Source organism: Texcoconibacillus texcoconensis (assembly GCF_014202575.1).
Taxonomy (GTDB): Bacteria; Bacillota; Bacilli; order Bacillales; family Salisediminibacteriaceae; genus Texcoconibacillus; species Texcoconibacillus texcoconensis.
The window spans coordinates 127,320-145,307 of the sequence record NZ_JACHHB010000007.1 but is presented as its reverse complement, the minus strand read 5'-3'; the positions used below and the strand labels follow the sequence as shown (position 1 = coordinate 145,307).

Below are 17,988 nucleotides of genomic sequence, written 5' to 3'. Positions count from 1 at the left end.
CTTCCCCCTCCTTTTACTTCCCTTAAAAATCTTTCGATATGTTATCTCAAAAACCTTTAATTTTCTTTTAAGCGGTCCATATTGCTTACAGCTTCTTGCAATTCTTGATTTGTAAGGTGCGTATAAACCATCGTTGTTTGTACGGAGGAATGACCGAGTTGTCGACGCAACTTCGGAATATCATTATTTTCTAATTGATATTTAGTTGCAAAAGAATGGCGTAATTTATGTACAGAAAGTCCTGGTTTCCCGAAAGCTGTCGCATATTTTTCGATCATCTTTTCAACAGACCTTGGTGTTAAACGGCTAGCTGTTCCTTTTGGTCCAATTGGGTAAGAAATAAATAGGGCTTTTTCACTTCGATTAACAGGATAATTCGTGTCGCGAATCGCAAGATAATCTTGTAAATGTGTCATCGCTTGCTCACTAAAGTATACATATTGCTCTTTTTTCCCTTTTCGGACTACACGAGCCGTATTTTTTTTGAAATCAATATCGGTGACGTTTAATCCTACCACTTCTGAAAGGCGCATTCCTGAACCTAAAATAAGAGAAATGATCGCCACATCGCGAACGCAATTTTTCTCATAAAAGCGAAGCGCTTTTTTGTTCGATTGGTTAAGGATACCATATTCATAGGCAACGAAATGGCGGAATTGTTCGTATTCATCTCCGCGTAAAATGTTCGTTTCAATCCGATTGGCGACCGTTTCTTGGTCTTCTTTAATGGGGTTTAATTCAATTTTTGCCATGACGTTTCGGTATAAGTACGGTTCTAAATCACGGGTCTCTGCGATATTTTGCAAATAATGAAACAATGATTTAAGCGCGGATAACTTACGGTTAACGGTCCGTTCCGAATTATCGAGCTCAAAATCTAAAAATGAAAGGAAGTCCTCAATTTCTTGACGCGTTAACTTTTCTAATACATCCAGTGGAACCTCGTGTCTTTCCCCTTCATAAATCCCTTCTTCAACGATCCAATCAAAAAAGATGAAATAGTCATGGCAATAATTAAGTAAAGTGGCTTGCGATAGTTTTCTGCGCCTTTTATCAATAAATTCCCTAGCATACCATGGTAATTTTTCTGATTGTTGTTTAATTCGTTTTTGAATTTTCTGCCTCATTTCTTTACTCATTTTAATCCTCCCCTCGGACAGATATGTAACTAAAAATGTTATTCATTTATCCTTAGCCCGTGTATTTTTGTTTATAAAATGACGGTGTATTTATCCATTTTACTACGTTATTTTTATTTCGTCTAATTGCTATTTTACGTAATAAAATTTAAGGACATAAAGTGAAATCCCTTGATACCAAGGGTTTAAAAGGATTTTCTATGGTTTGAATCGATGAACACATGAATTCATTTTCAGAGCCAAATATAAAAGCGTAGTGCTGTCCTATTCAGACATCCTACGCTTTTATTTATCCCAAATTGACCATCGCAACTTGTTTAATTCACCTAAAGCCTTGTACATTTTATGTCACTTCTTGTTTATTTTCATATGATAAAACAGGGACTTCTTATGGAAAGAAGGGATCATATGAAACCAACCTTTACTTATACAGCTATTGGGGATTCTTTGACTCATGGTAGTGGTACATTGTTCGGAAGAGGATTCACTAAACCTTATGCCCAACAGTTAGAAAAAATATATCGAAAGCCTGTGATCACACGCGTTCATGCCAAACCAGGAATCACCTCTGGCGAATTATTGCATCTCATACAAAATCCTAATGTTCAAAAGGACCTTTACCATGCCGATTTGATTACAGTTACTATTGGAGGAAATGATGCATTACAAGCACATCGGCATTTTTTAACGAACTATGATCCTCAAATATATAAACAAGCGTTGAACCAATTGCGTAAGAACCTTGATTACCTTCTATCACAGATTCGTTCACTAAAGATCAGCCAACCCTTTTATATTATTCAATTAGTCGGTCTTTACAATCCTTACCCTCACCTACCCTATAGCGATAAACTCGTCAATGATTTCAATCTTGTTATTCGCTCTTTTACCTACCAAAACATGATATATATTGATTTGCATACGCCATTTTCGCACATGAATAGCCGCAATTTATTAATCGGGGTTCATCCGAACCGTAAAGGATACCGTGTCATTTCAAGCCACTTAGTCCAATCTCTTTACCAATTATCATAAAAGAGACTCCTCTAAACGAAAAGCTGTGTATAGTTTCACGTTCAGTCTCGCAAAATATAAAAAAAGAGATAAGAGATAGGAGTTAGGTATATGAATGACTTTCTCATCTTAGTTGCACCAATATTTGTTGTGCTATTTGCACTAGCTATTTTTTTTATTTGGTCTGGAAATACGAAGGAACCATATCGTGACGAGACTGAATTAAAGGAGTCGCGCCCAAATGATTGAAGATCCAGTAATAATGAGTCGTTGGTTAACGTTTATTACATTAGCTTTTCATATCATATTAGCAACCTTAGGTGTAGGCATACCGATCTTCTTTTCTATAGCCGAATATATCGGAATTAAGAGAAAAGACCCTCATTATTTGTTATTAGCAAAAAGGTGGACAAGGGGTTATACGATATTAGTTGCAGTTGGTGTTGTAACAGGGACAATTATCGGCTTGCAGCTATCTTTGTTGTGGCCTAGTTTCATGAATGCTTCAGGTCATGTTATAAGTCTTCCACTCTTTATGGAGACGTTCGCCTTCTTTTTTGAAGCGGTTTTTTTAGGCATTTACTTATATACATGGGATCGCTTTAAAAACCGAATTTATCACTGGTTGCTTTCAATTCCGATCGTTATTGGATCAACTGGATCCGCCTTTTTTATTACTTCGGTTAACGCTTTTATGAATACACCCTTAGGCTTTGATGTTGATAACGGTGAGTTAACGAATGTACAACCTCTCGTTGCGATGTTTAACCCTGCTTTTCCTTCAAAGTTTTCTCACGTTTTAACATCAGCATATTTAACCGGTGCGTTTATATTAGCATCCATTGCCGCTTTTCAATTATTACGGGGACGCACACATGTTTATTATAAAAAAGCTCTCCACCTTGCGATGATCGGTTGTTTTGTTTTTTCAATAGCTACTGTTATTAACGGGGATTTTAGCGGAAAGTTTTTAGCATCGTATCAACCAGAAAAATTAGCAGCTGCTGAATGGCATTTTGAAACTGAAGACCGAGCTAAGCTCGTGTTAGGAGGTATATTAGACCCTGATGAACAAGAAGTGAAATATGGCATTGAAATTCCGCTTGCATTAAGTATTATTGCATTTAACTCACCCGATGCCGAGGTGATTGGATTAAATGAGTTTCCCGAAGAGTTATGGCCACCTCTTATGATCCATTATTTCTTTAATTTTATGGTCAGTGCAGGGATGTTTCTTGCTGGTATATCTTTTATTTATATCATCTTCTATTACGTAAATCGCTTTAACGCACTTAGTCCATGGCTATTAAGAGCGATCGCCATCAGTGGTCCTTTGTCCATATTAACGATGGAAAGTGGTTGGATTATGACCGAAGTCGGTAGACAGCCTTGGATATTAAGAGGTTTTTTAAAAGTTTCGGAAGCTGCGACAACGTCTGAACATGTGTTTGAAATGATGGTCGTATATGTCGTCTTATATTTCACACTAGGTATTTTACTGCCGATTATTTTGATTCGTGTATTTTCCAAAAAGAGTGTTGAAACTGAGCTCGAAAAACAACAAGTTATTCTATAAAATATAAAACTTCGTGAGGTGGCCGAAGATGATTGAATACATCGGTATTACAGTGCTATGGATTTTCCTATATGGGTACTTAATCATTGCATCCATCGATTTTGGTGCCGGTTTTTACTCTTTTTATGCGAAAATGACAGATAAGAAACATACGATTCGCCAAGTGATCGATCGATACTTATCCCCCGTTTGGGAAGTGACGAATGTATTTTTAGTCTTTTTTTTCGTCGGATTGATTGGATTTTTCCCTGCAACTGCTTACTATTACGGAACAGCACTGCTCGTCCCTGGTACTGTTGCTTTAATCTTACTGGCTATCAGAGGGTCGTTTTACGCATTTGCCAATTACGGTGCACGAGAAAATAACTTTTACTTATTTCTATATGGATTGACGGGTTTGTTTATCCCCGCCTCATTATCAACGGTTTTAACGATTTCCGAAGGTGGATTTATTTCAGTTGAAGGTGGGGATGTTAAACTTCTCATGGGCGAACTATTTACAAGTCCTTACTCTTGGACAGTCGTATTACTCGCAATTACTAGTGTGTTATTTATAAGCGCATCTTTTTTAACATTTTATGCTAAGCGAGCGGGTGATCGAGATGCACATGAACTAATGAGGAAATTCACGCTCATATGGAGCGGGCCGACGATATTGTTTAGCTTTCTCATTTTTGTTACTTTGAGAAATCATAATGCTGAACATTTTAATGCGATGCTTGAAATTCGATGGATTTTCCTATTCTCACTACTTTCTTTTCTAACTGCAGTCTCTCTCATTTACAAGCGAAAAAGAACAGGCATTGCTTTCATTTTCGTTTGTTTTCAATTTGCATTTGCTTTTTTTGGCTACGGGTATACGCATTTACCTTATTTACTATATCCACATTTAACGATTTATGAAAATGTGACGAGTCCAGAAATGGGAATTGCTCTGATTATGGCTTTCATAGCAGGTCTCATGTTACTCATTCCTTCACTCTTTTTACTGCTTCGCTTATTTATTTTTAATGTTGAATACGCACGAGGAGAAAAAAAGACATATTAATACTAAAGGGTCTGAACATGATATGTTCAGACCCTTTGATAAACACCTATTGATCCAGTTGTAACAACTCTTCAATTTCCTCTTTTCCTAATGAAGAAAGCATCGTTTCTCCTGGCTGTATGACTTGCTCTAATAACTGCCGCTTGTTTTCTTGCAATTGATGAATCTTTTCTTCAATCGTCCCAGTGGTGATTAACCTGAGTACTTGCACGACATTTTTTTGTCCGAAACGATACACACGGTCTGTCGCTTGTTCTTCAACAGCTGGATTCCACCAAGAATCAAATAAAATGACCGTGTCTCCACCGATTAAGTTTAATCCTGTTCCCCCTGCTTTAAGTGAGACTAAAAACAACTCTTTTTCACCTTCATTAAACCTCTCGGCCATTTCTACACGTTTCCATGAAGGAGTACTACCATCTAAATAATGATACTCCCATTCATGCTGCTTACATTGTTCCTCAATGAGCGAAAGCATTTGAGTGAATTGTGAAAAAATAACGACCTTTTGCCCGGCCTGAATGGCTTCTTGTAAATATTCTAATAACCGCTCAAACTTGCCTGACTTTCCTTGATAATCATCAAGAAACAAATTAGGATGACAACAGATTTGCCGCAAACGAGTGATTCCGGCTAAAATCTTCATGCGATTTTCTTGGAATGTTTCGGTCTCAATCGCCGATTTAACTTCGCTTTGGATCAATCGCAATTGGCCGAGGTACAGTTGCTTCTGTTCATCTGTCAATTCTACATATTGAACAGACTCTAACTTATCTGGAAGTTCTTGTAACACTTCAGTCTTCATACGGCGCAATACAAATGGTCGTACCCTTTTAGCAATTTCTTCATGCGATAAGGATTTAAACATCGCTTTGTCAGGAAATAAACCTGGTAGTACAACATCAAATATCGCATATAATTCATCTAGAGAATTTTCAATCGGCGTTCCACTAAGTGCAAATACACGCTTTGTACGTATGTTTTGTACAGATTTTGCCGTTTTTGTCCAATCATTTTTCACATATTGTGCTTCATCTAGAATGAATGTATCAAATACTTCTTCAAGATACCAATCAATATCGCGACGTAACAACGGATAAGAAGTAATGATGACATCTTTCGAATCGAGCGCTTGTAATGCATCTCTACGTGTATTGGCATGCCCAGATATAACAACCGTCTCTAGCATAGGGGCAAAACGCTCAATTTCTTTCTCCCAATTATAGACGAGGCTAGATGGACATACGATTAACGATTTACCTGTACGTCCTTCTTGTTTTTCAGAGGCTAAAAATGCAATGGTTTGCAAGGTTTTTCCGAGCCCCATATCATCTGCTAATACACCGCCAAAACCGTAATAAGATAACGTTTTTAACCATTGAAATCCTGTACGTTGATAATCTCGTAATACTGTTTCCATGGAATCTGGTACGTTTGCTTCAATTTCTTGAGGATTCCTAACCTGTTCTATTAATTTTCTGAAATTCCTTCCTTTTTCAAACGAAGAAGACTTGTTGTCAGTTATATCATCTAGTTGAAATGCTTGTAGCATAGGTAATGACGTTTCCTTAGCTACTTCTGAGGCCGATTTTTCCACGACCCCGAGCACGTCTCTCCACTTGTCGAATGCGGGATCTTGTAAGTTTAAAAAGGCACCCGAATTTAATTGATAATATGTCTTCGAAGCTTGTAATTGCTTCAATATTGAAGACATTTCACCTTCATCGAAATCATCAATGTGAAAAGTAACATCTAATAAATTGACTTCATCATTGGCTTCAATTTGAACCTTAGGTGTCTCTATCGGTTCGTAGACGAGGTTCTTTACATTTGATGTCGTATAAACGTCCATTTGTTCAGATAAAATAGGCAGTTTGTTCAGTACGAATTCGATCACTTCATCAATGTCATCAAGGTATAAATCTTGCCCATTGTATTTAAACGGTATGTCTTCAATAAATGATAGAAGATACATTTCTTGTTCTATATCTCGAACAATAAACTGATCGCTTTCAATTTCCGATTCCGCTAGCGGATAAAATTCATTTTCACCATAATGGAAAGATAGTTTAGCCGTTAAACGATCAGCTAATTTATCAACGTATAACTTTGCACGTAAAGGAAGCACCGTAACAAGATCGCGAACATCGGATTCAATCTCAACTTCTCCGACACTAGAAAGTTTCGGGAGAACGACTGATGAAAAGTCTTCCATTTCTTCTTTCGATAACCATACTTGAGACCGACCAACTCTTAAAAATTGTTGGTTCATCAGTGATAATACTTGCTTTTCTTCTTCTTTTAAATCATAAAAGTCACCATTGTGAAATAAGACCCCATAATTTGATCCTAAGTATGTTATGTCAAACACGTTTTCCCAATCGAAAAGAAAGTATTCCTGATTTTGTGATCTTGACAATGAAAACGCTAAAGGAAGTTGATCAGATGATGGGGTAGATATTTGTTGAAATGTACGATCATGATCATGATCTTGAATCGTAACATTTTGATTTTCTAACTTTTCTAACACTGACCATAAAAAGAATGACGGTATTGTCAAATGTCGTTTTGAATCATTAGACGAAATGATATTATAAGATGATTGTTCAAATTCTAAACGTAAAATGTCATAAAGTAATTCAATGATTTGTTGATCCTCATTCGTAAATGCAAAATCTGTTGGATGGTACGTAAACAGTTTCGTAAATTTTAACGGTTTCTCCTCTTTCACAGATTCTAAAAAGGTGGCAATATTTTTTACAACATAAGTTCTTTTCGGGCCTACTTTCATTTCTAGTTCAACAAATCCATCATCATTGAACGACTGAGTACCAGTAAGGTGTAAAATGTATTCGACATTAAGAATTTGTCTTTCGTGGAATGTTTGTTTTTTCGTCTCATATAAATCTTGAAATGCTTCAATTAACTGTGCCGTTCGACGCTCTTTTTGTAAGTGTGATGGACGCGGAAAAACATCAAGTGTATTTTCTTGTTTTTTCTTTAAATGAGTAAGTAAAGCAACAATGTGTTTACAAGCGCCAGGGTATTGATCAAATGCTTTACACTCACATTCATAGGAATAGATATCATTATTCTTATCAAAATCAACTCGTACACGGTAAACATCATTTCCTACAATCCAAGCTGAGTAACCATTTCTCTGTTCATGATAAATCACGTTTCTAACGGATCCTTGGTCATAGTAAGCTAGCCCACGATCAAAAACATGATATGTTGTACATTGTGATTGAATATCTGCATTGGTTATTGGTGTAACCATAAATTCCTCCGTCAATTAACAGTATACTTGTGTCATTATTTTATCATGATTGTTAGTAAAAAACATTCAAATTACAAAGGGTTTATTAGTTCCTACGTGTGCTTTCAAAAAAGGTTGTCCCCAAATGTGAATCAATTGCATCATACCGTTTTTATGAGCAATAAAACGAATAATATCTATAGATTTTTATTTCATACACGGATCATAAAGACGGCGACTCCCAGAGGGTTGAGCGCAATCTGAACCCTGAAGATCCACTTATGCGACAAAGTTAGCTGAAGACAAGCCCTCGGGAAAGCGTCCGTCTGAAGTGGAGGCCCCATTCATTATTCGGATTTCAATATCTTATTTTGAATGAAATTGATTCCTGTACAAAAAAATTATGTAAAAAAGGGGCAGAACTGCCCCTTTTTTTATTAATAGCCTCCGCCTACATATGCCGTTCCAATAATGACGAGCAGAATAAACAAGACAACGACTAATGCAAATCCTGCCCCTGCTCCACCTGTAGTGTGTCCGTATCCTGACATTTGCACATCACTCCTAATGCGAATTTGTAAGTGATCTGCACTTACACTATTACTGTATGTAAAATGTTCTATAACGTCTGGGCATGTATGCGAACTTTGGAAAATTTATAATAAAAAAGCAGGTTTTTGAAATGACCTGCTTTTTCACTATATAGATTATTGAATTTAACGACTAATAAACATTTGTGTCCAATGGTGTCCATTTTCATCATAACCAACACCGATATGAGTAAAGTCGCCATTTAAGATGTTTTCACGGTGACCTTGGCTATCCATCCAAGATTGAACAACTTGTTCTGGCGAGTCCTGTCCCTGTGCAATATTCTCTGCAGCACCGTTGTATGAAATGTCGTGGTCACGAATCATATCGAATGGCGAACCATAAGTCGGACTTGTATGAGAGAAATAATTGTTTTCCTGCATATCCGTTGACTTTTTGTTAGCTACTTGATTTAGTTCTTCGTCAATTTGCAACTCATCTAAACCTTGTTCGCGTCGTTCCGCGTTAGTCAGCTCTACTACTTGTTGCTCTGCCTCACTAACCCCTGAAGGCTGATCTTGTTGTTCTTGTTGTTCATCTTGTTGCTGTTGTTCCTTTTGTTGTTGTTCTTTATGTTGCTGCTTCTGTTCTTGACGTTTTGCTTCTTTTTGTTGTTGCTGGTCAGTGTCTTCTTGCTTTTGTTGACCTCCGCGTTGAACATCAAATTCTACATCGAATTCGTATAATTTTTCATCATGAACGATCTCTTTATCAATTACGTAATCAAACTTCGCTTCTTGTACTTGTTGGGCTTTTGTATGTGGGAAGTCATCACTAGACATGGATGTACTTTCACTGGATATGTCTCCTAGCGGCCCCCAATCGTCCATTTCTGGTAGTGGATCCCAATCATCTCGATCAGGTATAACACCTCGGTCACGGTTTTCATTTCCTTCTAACGTTTGCTGTTCGTACCTTGCTTGACCTGCCTCATCTGTATCTGCATTACAACCTACAACAGTAGTTCCTAACAATACTGCCATGCTCATTAGCATGATCTTCTTTTTCACTTTAAAAAACCTCCCTTTTTGTTCTTTTTCACTTTTTATTCTTGATAAAAATACCGAAAGTATAGGTGGTAATAAAAGTGAAAAAGCTGATAAACAAAGGGAACTAATAAAAAACATGGCAACAAAAAAGGTAACTTCGAAAAGAGCTACCTTTTTATTACTGATACTTATTAAAATGTATGCGCAGCATCTTTAGCACGAGCAATCGCATTTTCTTTGATTTCATCAGCCTTCTCTGGCATTGCACTATGTCCTTCGATGATCAGTCCCTCAAATGATGGTACACCAAAAAATTTCATAATGTTTGAAAGGTGACGGTGGCCAATTTCCATCTCTGCAGCTGGGCCTTCTGAATAAAAACCGCCACTTGCTTGAATGTGAATCGCTTTTTTATTCGTCAATAACCCAACTGGTCCCTCTTCTGTAAATTTAAATGTTTTCCCTGCAACAGCGACAGCGTCGATATAAGCTTTCATAACTGGAGGGAAAGAAAAATTCCAAAGTGGTGTAACAAATACATATTTATCTGCCTCGATAAATTGTTCATTTAACTCGTTTAAACGTGCCAATTTTTTTTGCTCTTTCTCTGAAAGTGTATTAAATTCAGAACCTGCATCTAGTTTACCCCAAGCTGAAAAAACATCTTCATCAATTTGAGGAACATACTCTTTGAACAAATCTAAATAAATGACTTCATCGTTCGGTTGAATTTCTTTGTATGTGTTAATAAATGCATTTCCTGCTGCCTTGCTAAATGAGTCCTCTTCTGTTTTTGGGTTGGCTGTGATGTATAGAACTTTTTCCATTTTGTATTCCCCTCTCGATGTTTTACGAAATGTCTTAGTGTAGAATACTTTTACTTAAAGAATTTCTTTTTGTTTACCTATCAAGTTCAATTCTCGCATAAATAAGCCTCCATTCTCCAATCATTTATTTATTGAAATGAATTTTGATTATTTTTTGTAACTGCCAAGCCATATTACAAGGGCTAAAAATGAAAGTCAATTCATGCGATTACCGCTGTGTCTTAAGGGTAATTTTTGCTATGGTTGAACAAGTTAACCGTGTCTATAGTTCAAAAAAGAGGTTTTGAATTGACTGAAAATTCATCATTCTCCGTGAAGAATACTGGACTGGATGAAGAAATGGAGATGAACTAAAAAAAAACGGCAAGCAACATTTTCATTGCTTACCGTTTCATAAATATCTTTTATTTTCAAATTAAGAGGTTGAATAAGTCTTGATCTTTGTTTATTTCAATGTACGAAAAACCCTTTTTATCCATTCTTTTAATAAGTGGTCCATAATCTTCTTTTCTTTCTAATTCAATACCCACCAACACAGGCCCTTCATCACGGTTGTTCTTCTTTGTATACTCAAAACGGGTAATGTCATCCGTTTCACCGAGCACTTCATGCATAAACTCACGTAATGCTCCTGCACGTTGTGGAAAGTTTACAATAAAATAATGTTTAACTCCTTCATAAATGAGCGACCGCTCTTTGATTTCCTGCATACGATCAATGTCATTGTTTCCGCCACTAACGATGCATACAACATTTTTTCCTTTAATTTCATCGCGATATTGATCCAATGCTGCAATCGGCATCGCACCAGCTGGCTCTGCAACAATCGCATTTTCATTGTACAATTGCAACATCGTCGTACATACATTTCCTTCATCAACGAGCGCGATTTCATCGAGCACTTCTTTACAAACTTCGAACGTATGATGCCCCACTTGCTTGACTGAAGCACCATCAACAAATTTATCCACCTCTTTTAATGGCGTCACTTCATTTGCTTCAATGGATGTTTTCATCCCTGGAGCACCTAAAGGCTCGACACCTACAAGTTTGGTGTCAGGACTGATGTTTTTCATGTAAGAACCAACACCAGACATAAGTCCACCACCACCAACGCTTGCAAATAAATGAGAGATCGGTTCCTCCATCTCATCTAAAATCTCAATCCCTACCGTTCCTTGGCCTGCAATCGTTTTCGGATCATCAAATGGATGTATAAAGGTCATCTCATGAAGATCGCGAAAATTCATCGCTTCTTTATAAGCATCATCAAATGTATCACCAGTTAAGACAACTTCCACAAATGGTTCACCGAAAAATTCAACACGGGATACTTTTTGCTTTGGTGTTGTATTTGGCATGAATACGTGCCCTTTGACACCTAGCGCTTTACATGAATACGCAAAACCCTGAGCGTGATTTCCTGCACTGGCACAAACGACACCTTTTTGTAATTCCTCTGTTGAAAGACTATGCATTAAATGGTACGCCCCTCTTAATTTAAAGGAGCGAACAACTTGGAGATCTTCTCGCTTTAATAACACGTTACAATCATATCGTTCTGATAAGATTGGATCTTTTTGTAAAGGCGTTCTGACAACAACATCTTTTAATATTTGGTTGGCAATGATGATATCTTTGACAGGGATACTTTGCGCTGTTTTTGTCATACTTTTATCCTTTCCATCATTTTTTTTCATGTATCAATCATCTTTCCTTGTTTATAGTGAAGGTGAAGTATTCATTGTTTTGCTTGCAGCTTCAACAGTCCAACCATAACGATCTTTTACCTTGCCAGTCTGAATGCCTGTAATTGTATCGTACAATTTTTTGGCTACTTCACCTATTTGTCCTTCGTTAATGACAAGCTTTTCGTTTTCCCAGATGAGTTCACCTATTGGAGAGATAACTGCTGCTGTTCCTGTGCCGAATGCTTCTTCTAATTTCCCATTATGATAATAGGCATGGAGTTCAGCCATAGAAATTTTCTGTTCTTTAACAGGGATTCCCCAATGATTTAACAACTCGATCGTCGATTTTCTCGTTATGCCTTCTAAAATACTTCCGTTTAGTTCAGGTGTAATTACCTCACCATCAATTTTGAAAAAGACATTCATACTGCCGACTTCTTCAATATATTTTTTCTCAATACCATCGAGCCAAAGAACTTGTGAAAGCCCTTGTTCAGTTGCTTTTTCTTGTGCTTTATATGCACCTGAATAATTCGCTGCTGTTTTTGCTGTTCCTGTACCACCTTTTACCGCTCGTGTATATTGTTGTTCCACACGAATTGATACTGGTTTGATCCCTTGAGGGTAATACGAACCAACAGGAGATAAAATGATCATGAACGTATAAGTTTTCGAAGGTTCTACAGATAAATTTGGATCTGTAGCAATTACGACAGGCCTAATATATAGGGATGTACCCTCTGCTGATGGAACCCAATCTTGTTCAATCGCGATGAGCTGTTGTAAATAATGAAGAACCTCTTCTTCATCGATTTCTGGTATGCTCATTCTCTTACTGGATTGATTTAAACGTTTCATATTATTCTCTGGTCGAAATAGTAAAATTTGATCATCTTCTGTTCGATAGGCTTTTAACCCTTCAAATACCGTTTGGCCATAATGAAAAATCATTGCAGATGGATCGACAGAAATCGATTGATACGGAACAATCCTTGGATTGTGCCAGTCTTTTTGCTCATCGTAATCCATTAAGAACATATGATCGGTGAAGTATTTCCCAAACCCTAATTGATCTGAGTTAGGCTTTTGTTTGAGTTGCTCCCGTTTTTCGAAGGCTATCGTTTGCAATGTCATAAAAACTCTCCTTACTGTCATAACCGATATTATCTAATAATTTTAAATTTTTTGATCGGTAATTACAAGGATGAAGTTTTAAGTAAGCGCTTTCTTAGGTGTCTTTTTTCTTTCGCACAGTTTTTGCATAAGCTATCCTTGTCATAACCTCTCGGAATTTCACAAATTCAGTAATTGTTTTGTCTAAAAATGCACGTCCACTAGAAAATAATGAACCACTTATTGTATAAGTATGGTTTTCTTGGAGCACCAGTCAGCAAGTGACTCTCAGTTTATCCCCGCTTAATTACACCATATCTAAATTGTTTTACTATTGAACCAATTTCATAATGAAGGCTTTTAACAAACATCACGAATGTAATTAGTTATCAAGAAGGTTAACGTTCGTGATAACTGATTGAAACGAAAGGCGGCGACGCCCAAAGGATAAGCGCAGTATGAAGATCCTATTTAGCGACGGTTTGTGGAGCTGAATTTAGCGAATTTAGCTGAAGACAAGCCCTTGGGAAAGCGTCCGCCTGCAGTGAAAATCACAATCCATGTTCGGAAATGATCTTTACATCATCTATTATGAAATTCATTCTATTGCGAAGCAATTTGCTTTTACCCTTGTCATACTTTTACACAAACTAACAACTTCAATAACATTAAAATATTCCTCCCTTTACTAATAAGAAAATTGACGACCATTATAGAAGGTGGTAAGATTCTTGTAATAACTTTATACGTTGCGATGAAAGCTATGGGTAACACTATAGTTGGAGCAACTTCTGGAGAGTCCGTCAAGAGCGGCGCCGAAGGGTTCACAATCTCAGGCACATGGACAGAAGTATGGTAGCGCCACACTTGTGGACTGTCGTTCTTTTGTGTACAGAGATTGGATAGAATCCAATCTTTTTTTATTTGCAACCCGTTTTTACTAAACAACAATATGACATGAATTTATGAGGTGATGAACATGACACAAACACGTGCCGTCGTGAGTGTAGTCGGAAAAGATCAAGTAGGTATTATTGCAAAAGTTACTGGCGTTTTAGCTGAACACAAATTTAACGTATTAGATATTAATCAAACCATCTTGCAAGATTTCTTTACGATGATGATGCTCATTGATGTAAAGGACTCGAATAAAATAACTGAGCTAGAAAAAGATTTAAACAAAGTAAGCGAAGAGCTCGCACTTGAAATTAATATTCAACGAGAAGAAATATTCCAGGCGATGCATCGTATTTAAAGGAGCGGTACAACAAATGAACAATATGAATATTGCGTTTTCAGAAATGCAAGAAACCATTCGAATGGTTCAAATGGAAAGTCTTGATATTCGAACGGTCACAATGGGGATCAATCTTCGTGATTGTATTGACCGTGACGCAAAAACAATGATGGATAATGTCTACCAAAAAATTACAAGTTATGCCGAACAATTAACAACTGTTGCTGAAGAAACAGCAAATTCCTATGGTATTCCAATCATCAATAAACGAATTTCAATCACTCCAGCAGCCGAATTGTTAGGCAACGCTACCACTGAAGAAGCTGTGCAGTTTGCAAAAACATTAGATAAAGCTGCAGAAGACCTAGGTGTCGACTTTATCGGTGGGTATTCTGCCCTCGTACATAAAGGCATTTCAAAAGGGGATCAAACGTTATTGGATGCGTTACCTGAAGCCCTAAGTACCACTGATCGGGTATGCGGATCGATTTCTGTTGCCACAACCCGAACTGGGATCAACATGGATGCTGTAAAACAAATGGGTGAAATCATCAAAAAATCAGCTGAGCTAACGAGTGAACAAAATGGCATCGCTTGTGCAAAACTTGTTGTCTTTAGTAATCCAGTAGAGGACAACCCTTTCATGGCTGGGGCGTTTCATGGTGCTGGAGAAAGTGAAGCAGTGATCAACGTCGGCGTTAGTGGCCCAGGTGTTGTACTTAACGCATTAAAGAAACATCCAGACGCTGATCTTGGAGAAGTTGCCGACGTAATTAAAAAAACAGCATTTAAAATTACTCGAGCTGGTGAGTTACTCGGACGAGTCGTAGCTGACCGACTCAATCTACCATTTGGAATTATGGATTTATCGTTAGCACCAACGAATGCAATGAATGATAGCGTAGCTGAAATCCTTGAGGAAATTGGACTAGAACGCGTTGGTACACACGGAACAATCGCTGCACTTGCACTCATGAATGATGCTGTTAAAAAAGGTGGAGCTATGGCTAGTTCTTATGTAGGTGGACTTAGTGGTGCGTTTATTCCAGTAAGTGAAGACAATGGGATGATTCGTGGCATCATGGATGACAGCTTGTCTTTGGACAAGTTGGAAGCAATGACGTGTGTCTGTTCAGTTGGATTAGACATGATTGCCGTTACCGGTGATGTTACACCATCTGCCCTTTCTGCGATGATTGCTGATGAAGCTGCAATCGGTATGATTAACAAGAAAACGACTGCAGTCCGCGTCATTCCTGTTCCTGGTAAAAACGAAGGAGATGTCGTTGAATTTGGAGGCTTACTCGGACGTGCACCAGTCATGGGCGTTAACGCCTATTCGTCGGATAAACTCGTAAATCGTGGTGGAAGAATTCCAGCACCGCTACAATCACTTATTAATTAATTTCATCTTTAACCATAAAGAAACTCCCCTATAAATGGGGAGTTCTTGTTTTAAAAGACACTTTGATAAATGGCCTTTCCTTTTTCTTCATACTTAGAAATGTTAGACTCATACATTTCTGTCAAACCGATATCATCTAACCCTTCTAATAGCATCTTCCTCCTGTAAGGGTCAGTTTCAAACGTATAACTGTTCCCTTTCTCATCTAAGACGGTTTGCTTCTCAAGGTCAACTGTTAATGTTAATTCCGAAGAATCGGCTTGTTGGAATAATGAATCGACTTCATCTTCCGTTAATTTCACTGGTAGAATCCCATTCTTAAAACAATTATTGTAAAAAATATCAGCAAATGAAGGTGCGATAATCACTTTAAAACCATAGTCAAGAAGTGCCCATGGCGCATGTTCACGTGACGATCCACAGCCGAAATTATTTCTTGCAAGTAAAATTGTCGCTGATTGGTACGCCGGTTGATTTAAAACAAAATCTGGATTCGGCTCTTCATCCTCTTGATATCGCCAATCGTAGAATAAAAATCGACCAAATCCCGTTCGTTCTACACGCTTTAAAAATTGCTTTGGAATAATTTGATCCGTGTCGACATTGACCTTGTCTAAGGGAGCGACTTTCCCTGAATGTTTAACGAGTGGTTCCATTTATTATCAACTCCTTACTGTTGATCGTTCACGTACATCTGTAAAATGACCGTTAATCGCTGCTGCTACAGCCATTTGCGGACTAACAAGATGTGTTCTTGCCGCTCGCCCCTGGCGCCCTTCAAAGTTACGGTTTGAAGTTGATGCACAACGTTTCCCTGGTGGTACTACGTCTGGATTCATACTTAGACACATGCTACATCCTGCAGAACGCCAGTCAAAACCAGCCTCTATAAAAATTTGATCTAGCCCTTCTTGCTCAGCTTGTTCTTTTACTCGTTTAGAACCAGGAACAACCATAGCAGTTACACCAGGTGCAACAGTTTGCCCTTTGGCAATTTCAGCGGCTGCTCGAAGGTCCTCGATTCGCGAATTTGTACAAGAACCGAGAAATACATAATCAATTTCAATATCCGTCATTTTTGTACCTGGTTTTAAGTCCATATATTCTAATGCTTGCTTTGTAGAGGACTGGTCTACAGGGTTAGTAAAGCTTTCAGGGTCAGGTACGACATCATTGACACCGACGCCCATTGAAGGGTTCGTACCCCAAGTTACTTGAGGTTCTAATTCATTGACATCAAAGGTGATCACTTCATCAAATTCTGCACCTTCATCGGTTTTTAAAGCTTCCCATTCCAAAATTGCTTTTTCAAAGTCTTCACCTTTAGGTGCATATTCACGATCACGGAGGTATTCATACGTTGTCTCATCTGGTGCTATTAAACCTGCTTTGGCACCAGCTTCAATAGACATATTACAAACGGTCATTCGTTCCTCCATCGTCATTTCTTGAACAGCTTGACCCGTGTATTCGATCACATATCCTGTTCCAAAAGCAATCCCATACTTAGCAATTAAACCTAAAATCACATCTTTTGCTGCCACTCCCGACGCTCTTGAACCTTGAATATCAACCTTTAGTGTTTTCGGCTTCTCTTGCCATAAGGTTTGTGTTGCTAAAACATGTTCAACTTCACTCGTTCCAATCCCAAAAGCAATTGCGCCAAATGCACCGTGCGTTGACGTGTGGCTATCTCCGCATACGATGGTCTTACCAGGAAGGGTTAATCCGAGCTCAGGCCCAATAACATGTACAATCCCTTGGTCTGAACTTTCTAAATCTGCAAGTTGAATACCAAATTCTTGACAGTTTTTCTCTAATGTTTGAATTTGTTTCGATGCAATATCGTCATGAATTTGAAATGGATTTTTTGTCGGTACATTGTGGTCCATCGTAGCAAAAGTTAATTCCGGTCGTCTCACACTACGGTTAGATAACCTAAGGCCTTCAAAAGCCTGAGGTGAAGTTACTTCATGAACCATATGCAAGTCGACATAAAGAAGATGAGGTTTTCCTTCTTCTTCTACGACGACGTGTTGATCCCAAATTTTTTCGAACAACGTCTTCGGTTTCATCACTGACACCTTCTTTCTGATCGT

Annotated in this window: 15 protein-coding genes and 1 riboswitch; of the genes, 6 read left to right on the top strand and 9 right to left on the bottom strand. The window is 37.9% G+C overall.

The features are described 5' to 3' along the window. Positions 1 to 56: 56 nt before the first annotated feature. Entirely contained in the window at positions 57 to 1,139 is a 1,083-nt protein-coding gene (gene xerS, locus HNQ41_RS09300) for a tyrosine recombinase XerS (protein WP_184664147.1), read from the bottom strand. A gap of 408 nt (positions 1,140 to 1,547) precedes the next feature. Here xerS and HNQ41_RS09295 point away from each other — a divergent pair, with 408 nt between their 5' ends. The 4 genes from HNQ41_RS09295 to HNQ41_RS09280 all read left to right on the top strand — a co-directional run bounded on the left by HNQ41_RS09295 (position 1,548) and on the right by HNQ41_RS09280 (position 4,777). Continuing rightward, entirely contained in the window at positions 1,548 to 2,174 is a 627-nt protein-coding gene (locus HNQ41_RS09295; protein WP_184664146.1) for a GDSL-type esterase/lipase family protein, read from the top strand. Positions 2,175 to 2,264: 90 nt separating this feature from the next. Next, positions 2,265 to 2,402, top strand: a complete 138-nt coding sequence (gene cydS, locus HNQ41_RS09290) for a cytochrome bd oxidase small subunit CydS family protein (RefSeq protein WP_184664145.1) — start codon at positions 2,265 to 2,267, stop codon at positions 2,400 to 2,402. Then, a complete protein-coding gene (locus tag HNQ41_RS09285) occupies positions 2,395 to 3,729 on the top strand; it encodes a cytochrome ubiquinol oxidase subunit I (protein ID WP_184664144.1) in 1,335 nt (444 codons plus the stop codon). The genes cydS and HNQ41_RS09285 overlap by 8 nt, the downstream gene beginning before the upstream one ends. A 28-nt stretch (positions 3,730 to 3,757) precedes the next feature. Further along, positions 3,758 to 4,777 carry a cytochrome d ubiquinol oxidase subunit II gene (locus HNQ41_RS09280; RefSeq protein WP_184664143.1) on the top strand — a complete coding sequence of 340 codons (1,020 nt, stop codon included), beginning with the start codon at positions 3,758 to 3,760 and terminating at the stop codon, positions 4,775 to 4,777. Positions 4,778 to 4,823: 46 nt separating this feature from the next. Here the strand turns inward: HNQ41_RS09280 and HNQ41_RS09275 are convergent, their stop codons facing one another. From HNQ41_RS09275 to HNQ41_RS09250, 6 genes are all read right to left on the bottom strand, one after another. Beyond that, the gene (locus HNQ41_RS09275) at positions 4,824 to 8,057 is read right to left on the bottom strand and encodes a DEAD/DEAH box helicase (RefSeq protein WP_184664142.1); all 3,234 of its coding nucleotides are present in this window, start codon (positions 8,055 to 8,057) and stop codon (positions 4,824 to 4,826) included. A 416-nt stretch (positions 8,058 to 8,473) separates the two neighbouring features. Further along, entirely contained in the window at positions 8,474 to 8,587 is a 114-nt protein-coding gene (locus HNQ41_RS09270) for a YjcZ family sporulation protein (protein ID WP_184664141.1), read from the bottom strand. Positions 8,588 to 8,752: 165 nt separating this feature from the next. Beyond that, the gene (locus HNQ41_RS09265) at positions 8,753 to 9,637 is read right to left on the bottom strand and encodes a CAP domain-containing protein (protein ID WP_343043348.1); all 885 of its coding nucleotides are present in this window, start codon (positions 9,635 to 9,637) and stop codon (positions 8,753 to 8,755) included. Positions 9,638 to 9,807: 170 nt separating this feature from the next. Next, on the bottom strand, positions 9,808 to 10,443 hold the full coding sequence (locus HNQ41_RS09260) for an FMN-dependent NADH-azoreductase (RefSeq protein WP_184664140.1): 636 nt from the start codon (positions 10,441 to 10,443) through the stop codon (positions 9,808 to 9,810). Between the two features lie 410 nt (positions 10,444 to 10,853). After that, entirely contained in the window at positions 10,854 to 12,143 is a 1,290-nt protein-coding gene (gene ilvA, locus HNQ41_RS09255) for a threonine ammonia-lyase IlvA (RefSeq protein ID WP_425506981.1), read from the bottom strand. Positions 12,144 to 12,164: 21 nt separating this feature from the next. After that, complete coding sequence (locus HNQ41_RS09250) at positions 12,165 to 13,268, bottom strand: branched-chain amino acid aminotransferase (RefSeq protein ID WP_184664139.1); 1,104 nt, start codon at positions 13,266 to 13,268, stop codon at positions 12,165 to 12,167. 760 nt (positions 13,269 to 14,028) lie between these two features. Continuing rightward, a riboswitch (glycine riboswitch) is annotated at positions 14,029 to 14,105 on the top strand. Positions 14,106 to 14,226: 121 nt separating this feature from the next. Between HNQ41_RS09250 and HNQ41_RS09245 the strand changes: the two genes are divergently transcribed. Together HNQ41_RS09245 and HNQ41_RS09240 are read left to right on the top strand one after the other, a co-directional pair. Next, complete coding sequence (locus tag HNQ41_RS09245; protein WP_184664138.1) at positions 14,227 to 14,502, top strand: ACT domain-containing protein; 276 nt, start codon at positions 14,227 to 14,229, stop codon at positions 14,500 to 14,502. A gap of 25 nt (positions 14,503 to 14,527) precedes the next feature. After that, positions 14,528 to 15,889 carry a PFL family protein gene (locus HNQ41_RS09240; RefSeq protein WP_184664191.1) on the top strand — a complete coding sequence of 454 codons (1,362 nt, stop codon included), beginning with the start codon at positions 14,528 to 14,530 and terminating at the stop codon, positions 15,887 to 15,889. A 50-nt stretch (positions 15,890 to 15,939) separates the two neighbouring features. Here HNQ41_RS09240 and leuD read toward each other — a convergent pair whose 3' ends face one another. Next, positions 15,940 to 16,545 carry a 3-isopropylmalate dehydratase small subunit gene (leuD, locus tag HNQ41_RS09235; protein ID WP_184664137.1) on the bottom strand — a complete coding sequence of 202 codons (606 nt, stop codon included), beginning with the start codon at positions 16,543 to 16,545 and terminating at the stop codon, positions 15,940 to 15,942. A 6-nt stretch (positions 16,546 to 16,551) separates the two neighbouring features. Next, positions 16,552 to 17,964, bottom strand: a complete 1,413-nt coding sequence (gene leuC / locus HNQ41_RS09230; RefSeq protein ID WP_184664136.1) for a 3-isopropylmalate dehydratase large subunit — start codon at positions 17,962 to 17,964, stop codon at positions 16,552 to 16,554. Between the last annotated feature and the right edge of the window lie 24 nt (positions 17,965 to 17,988).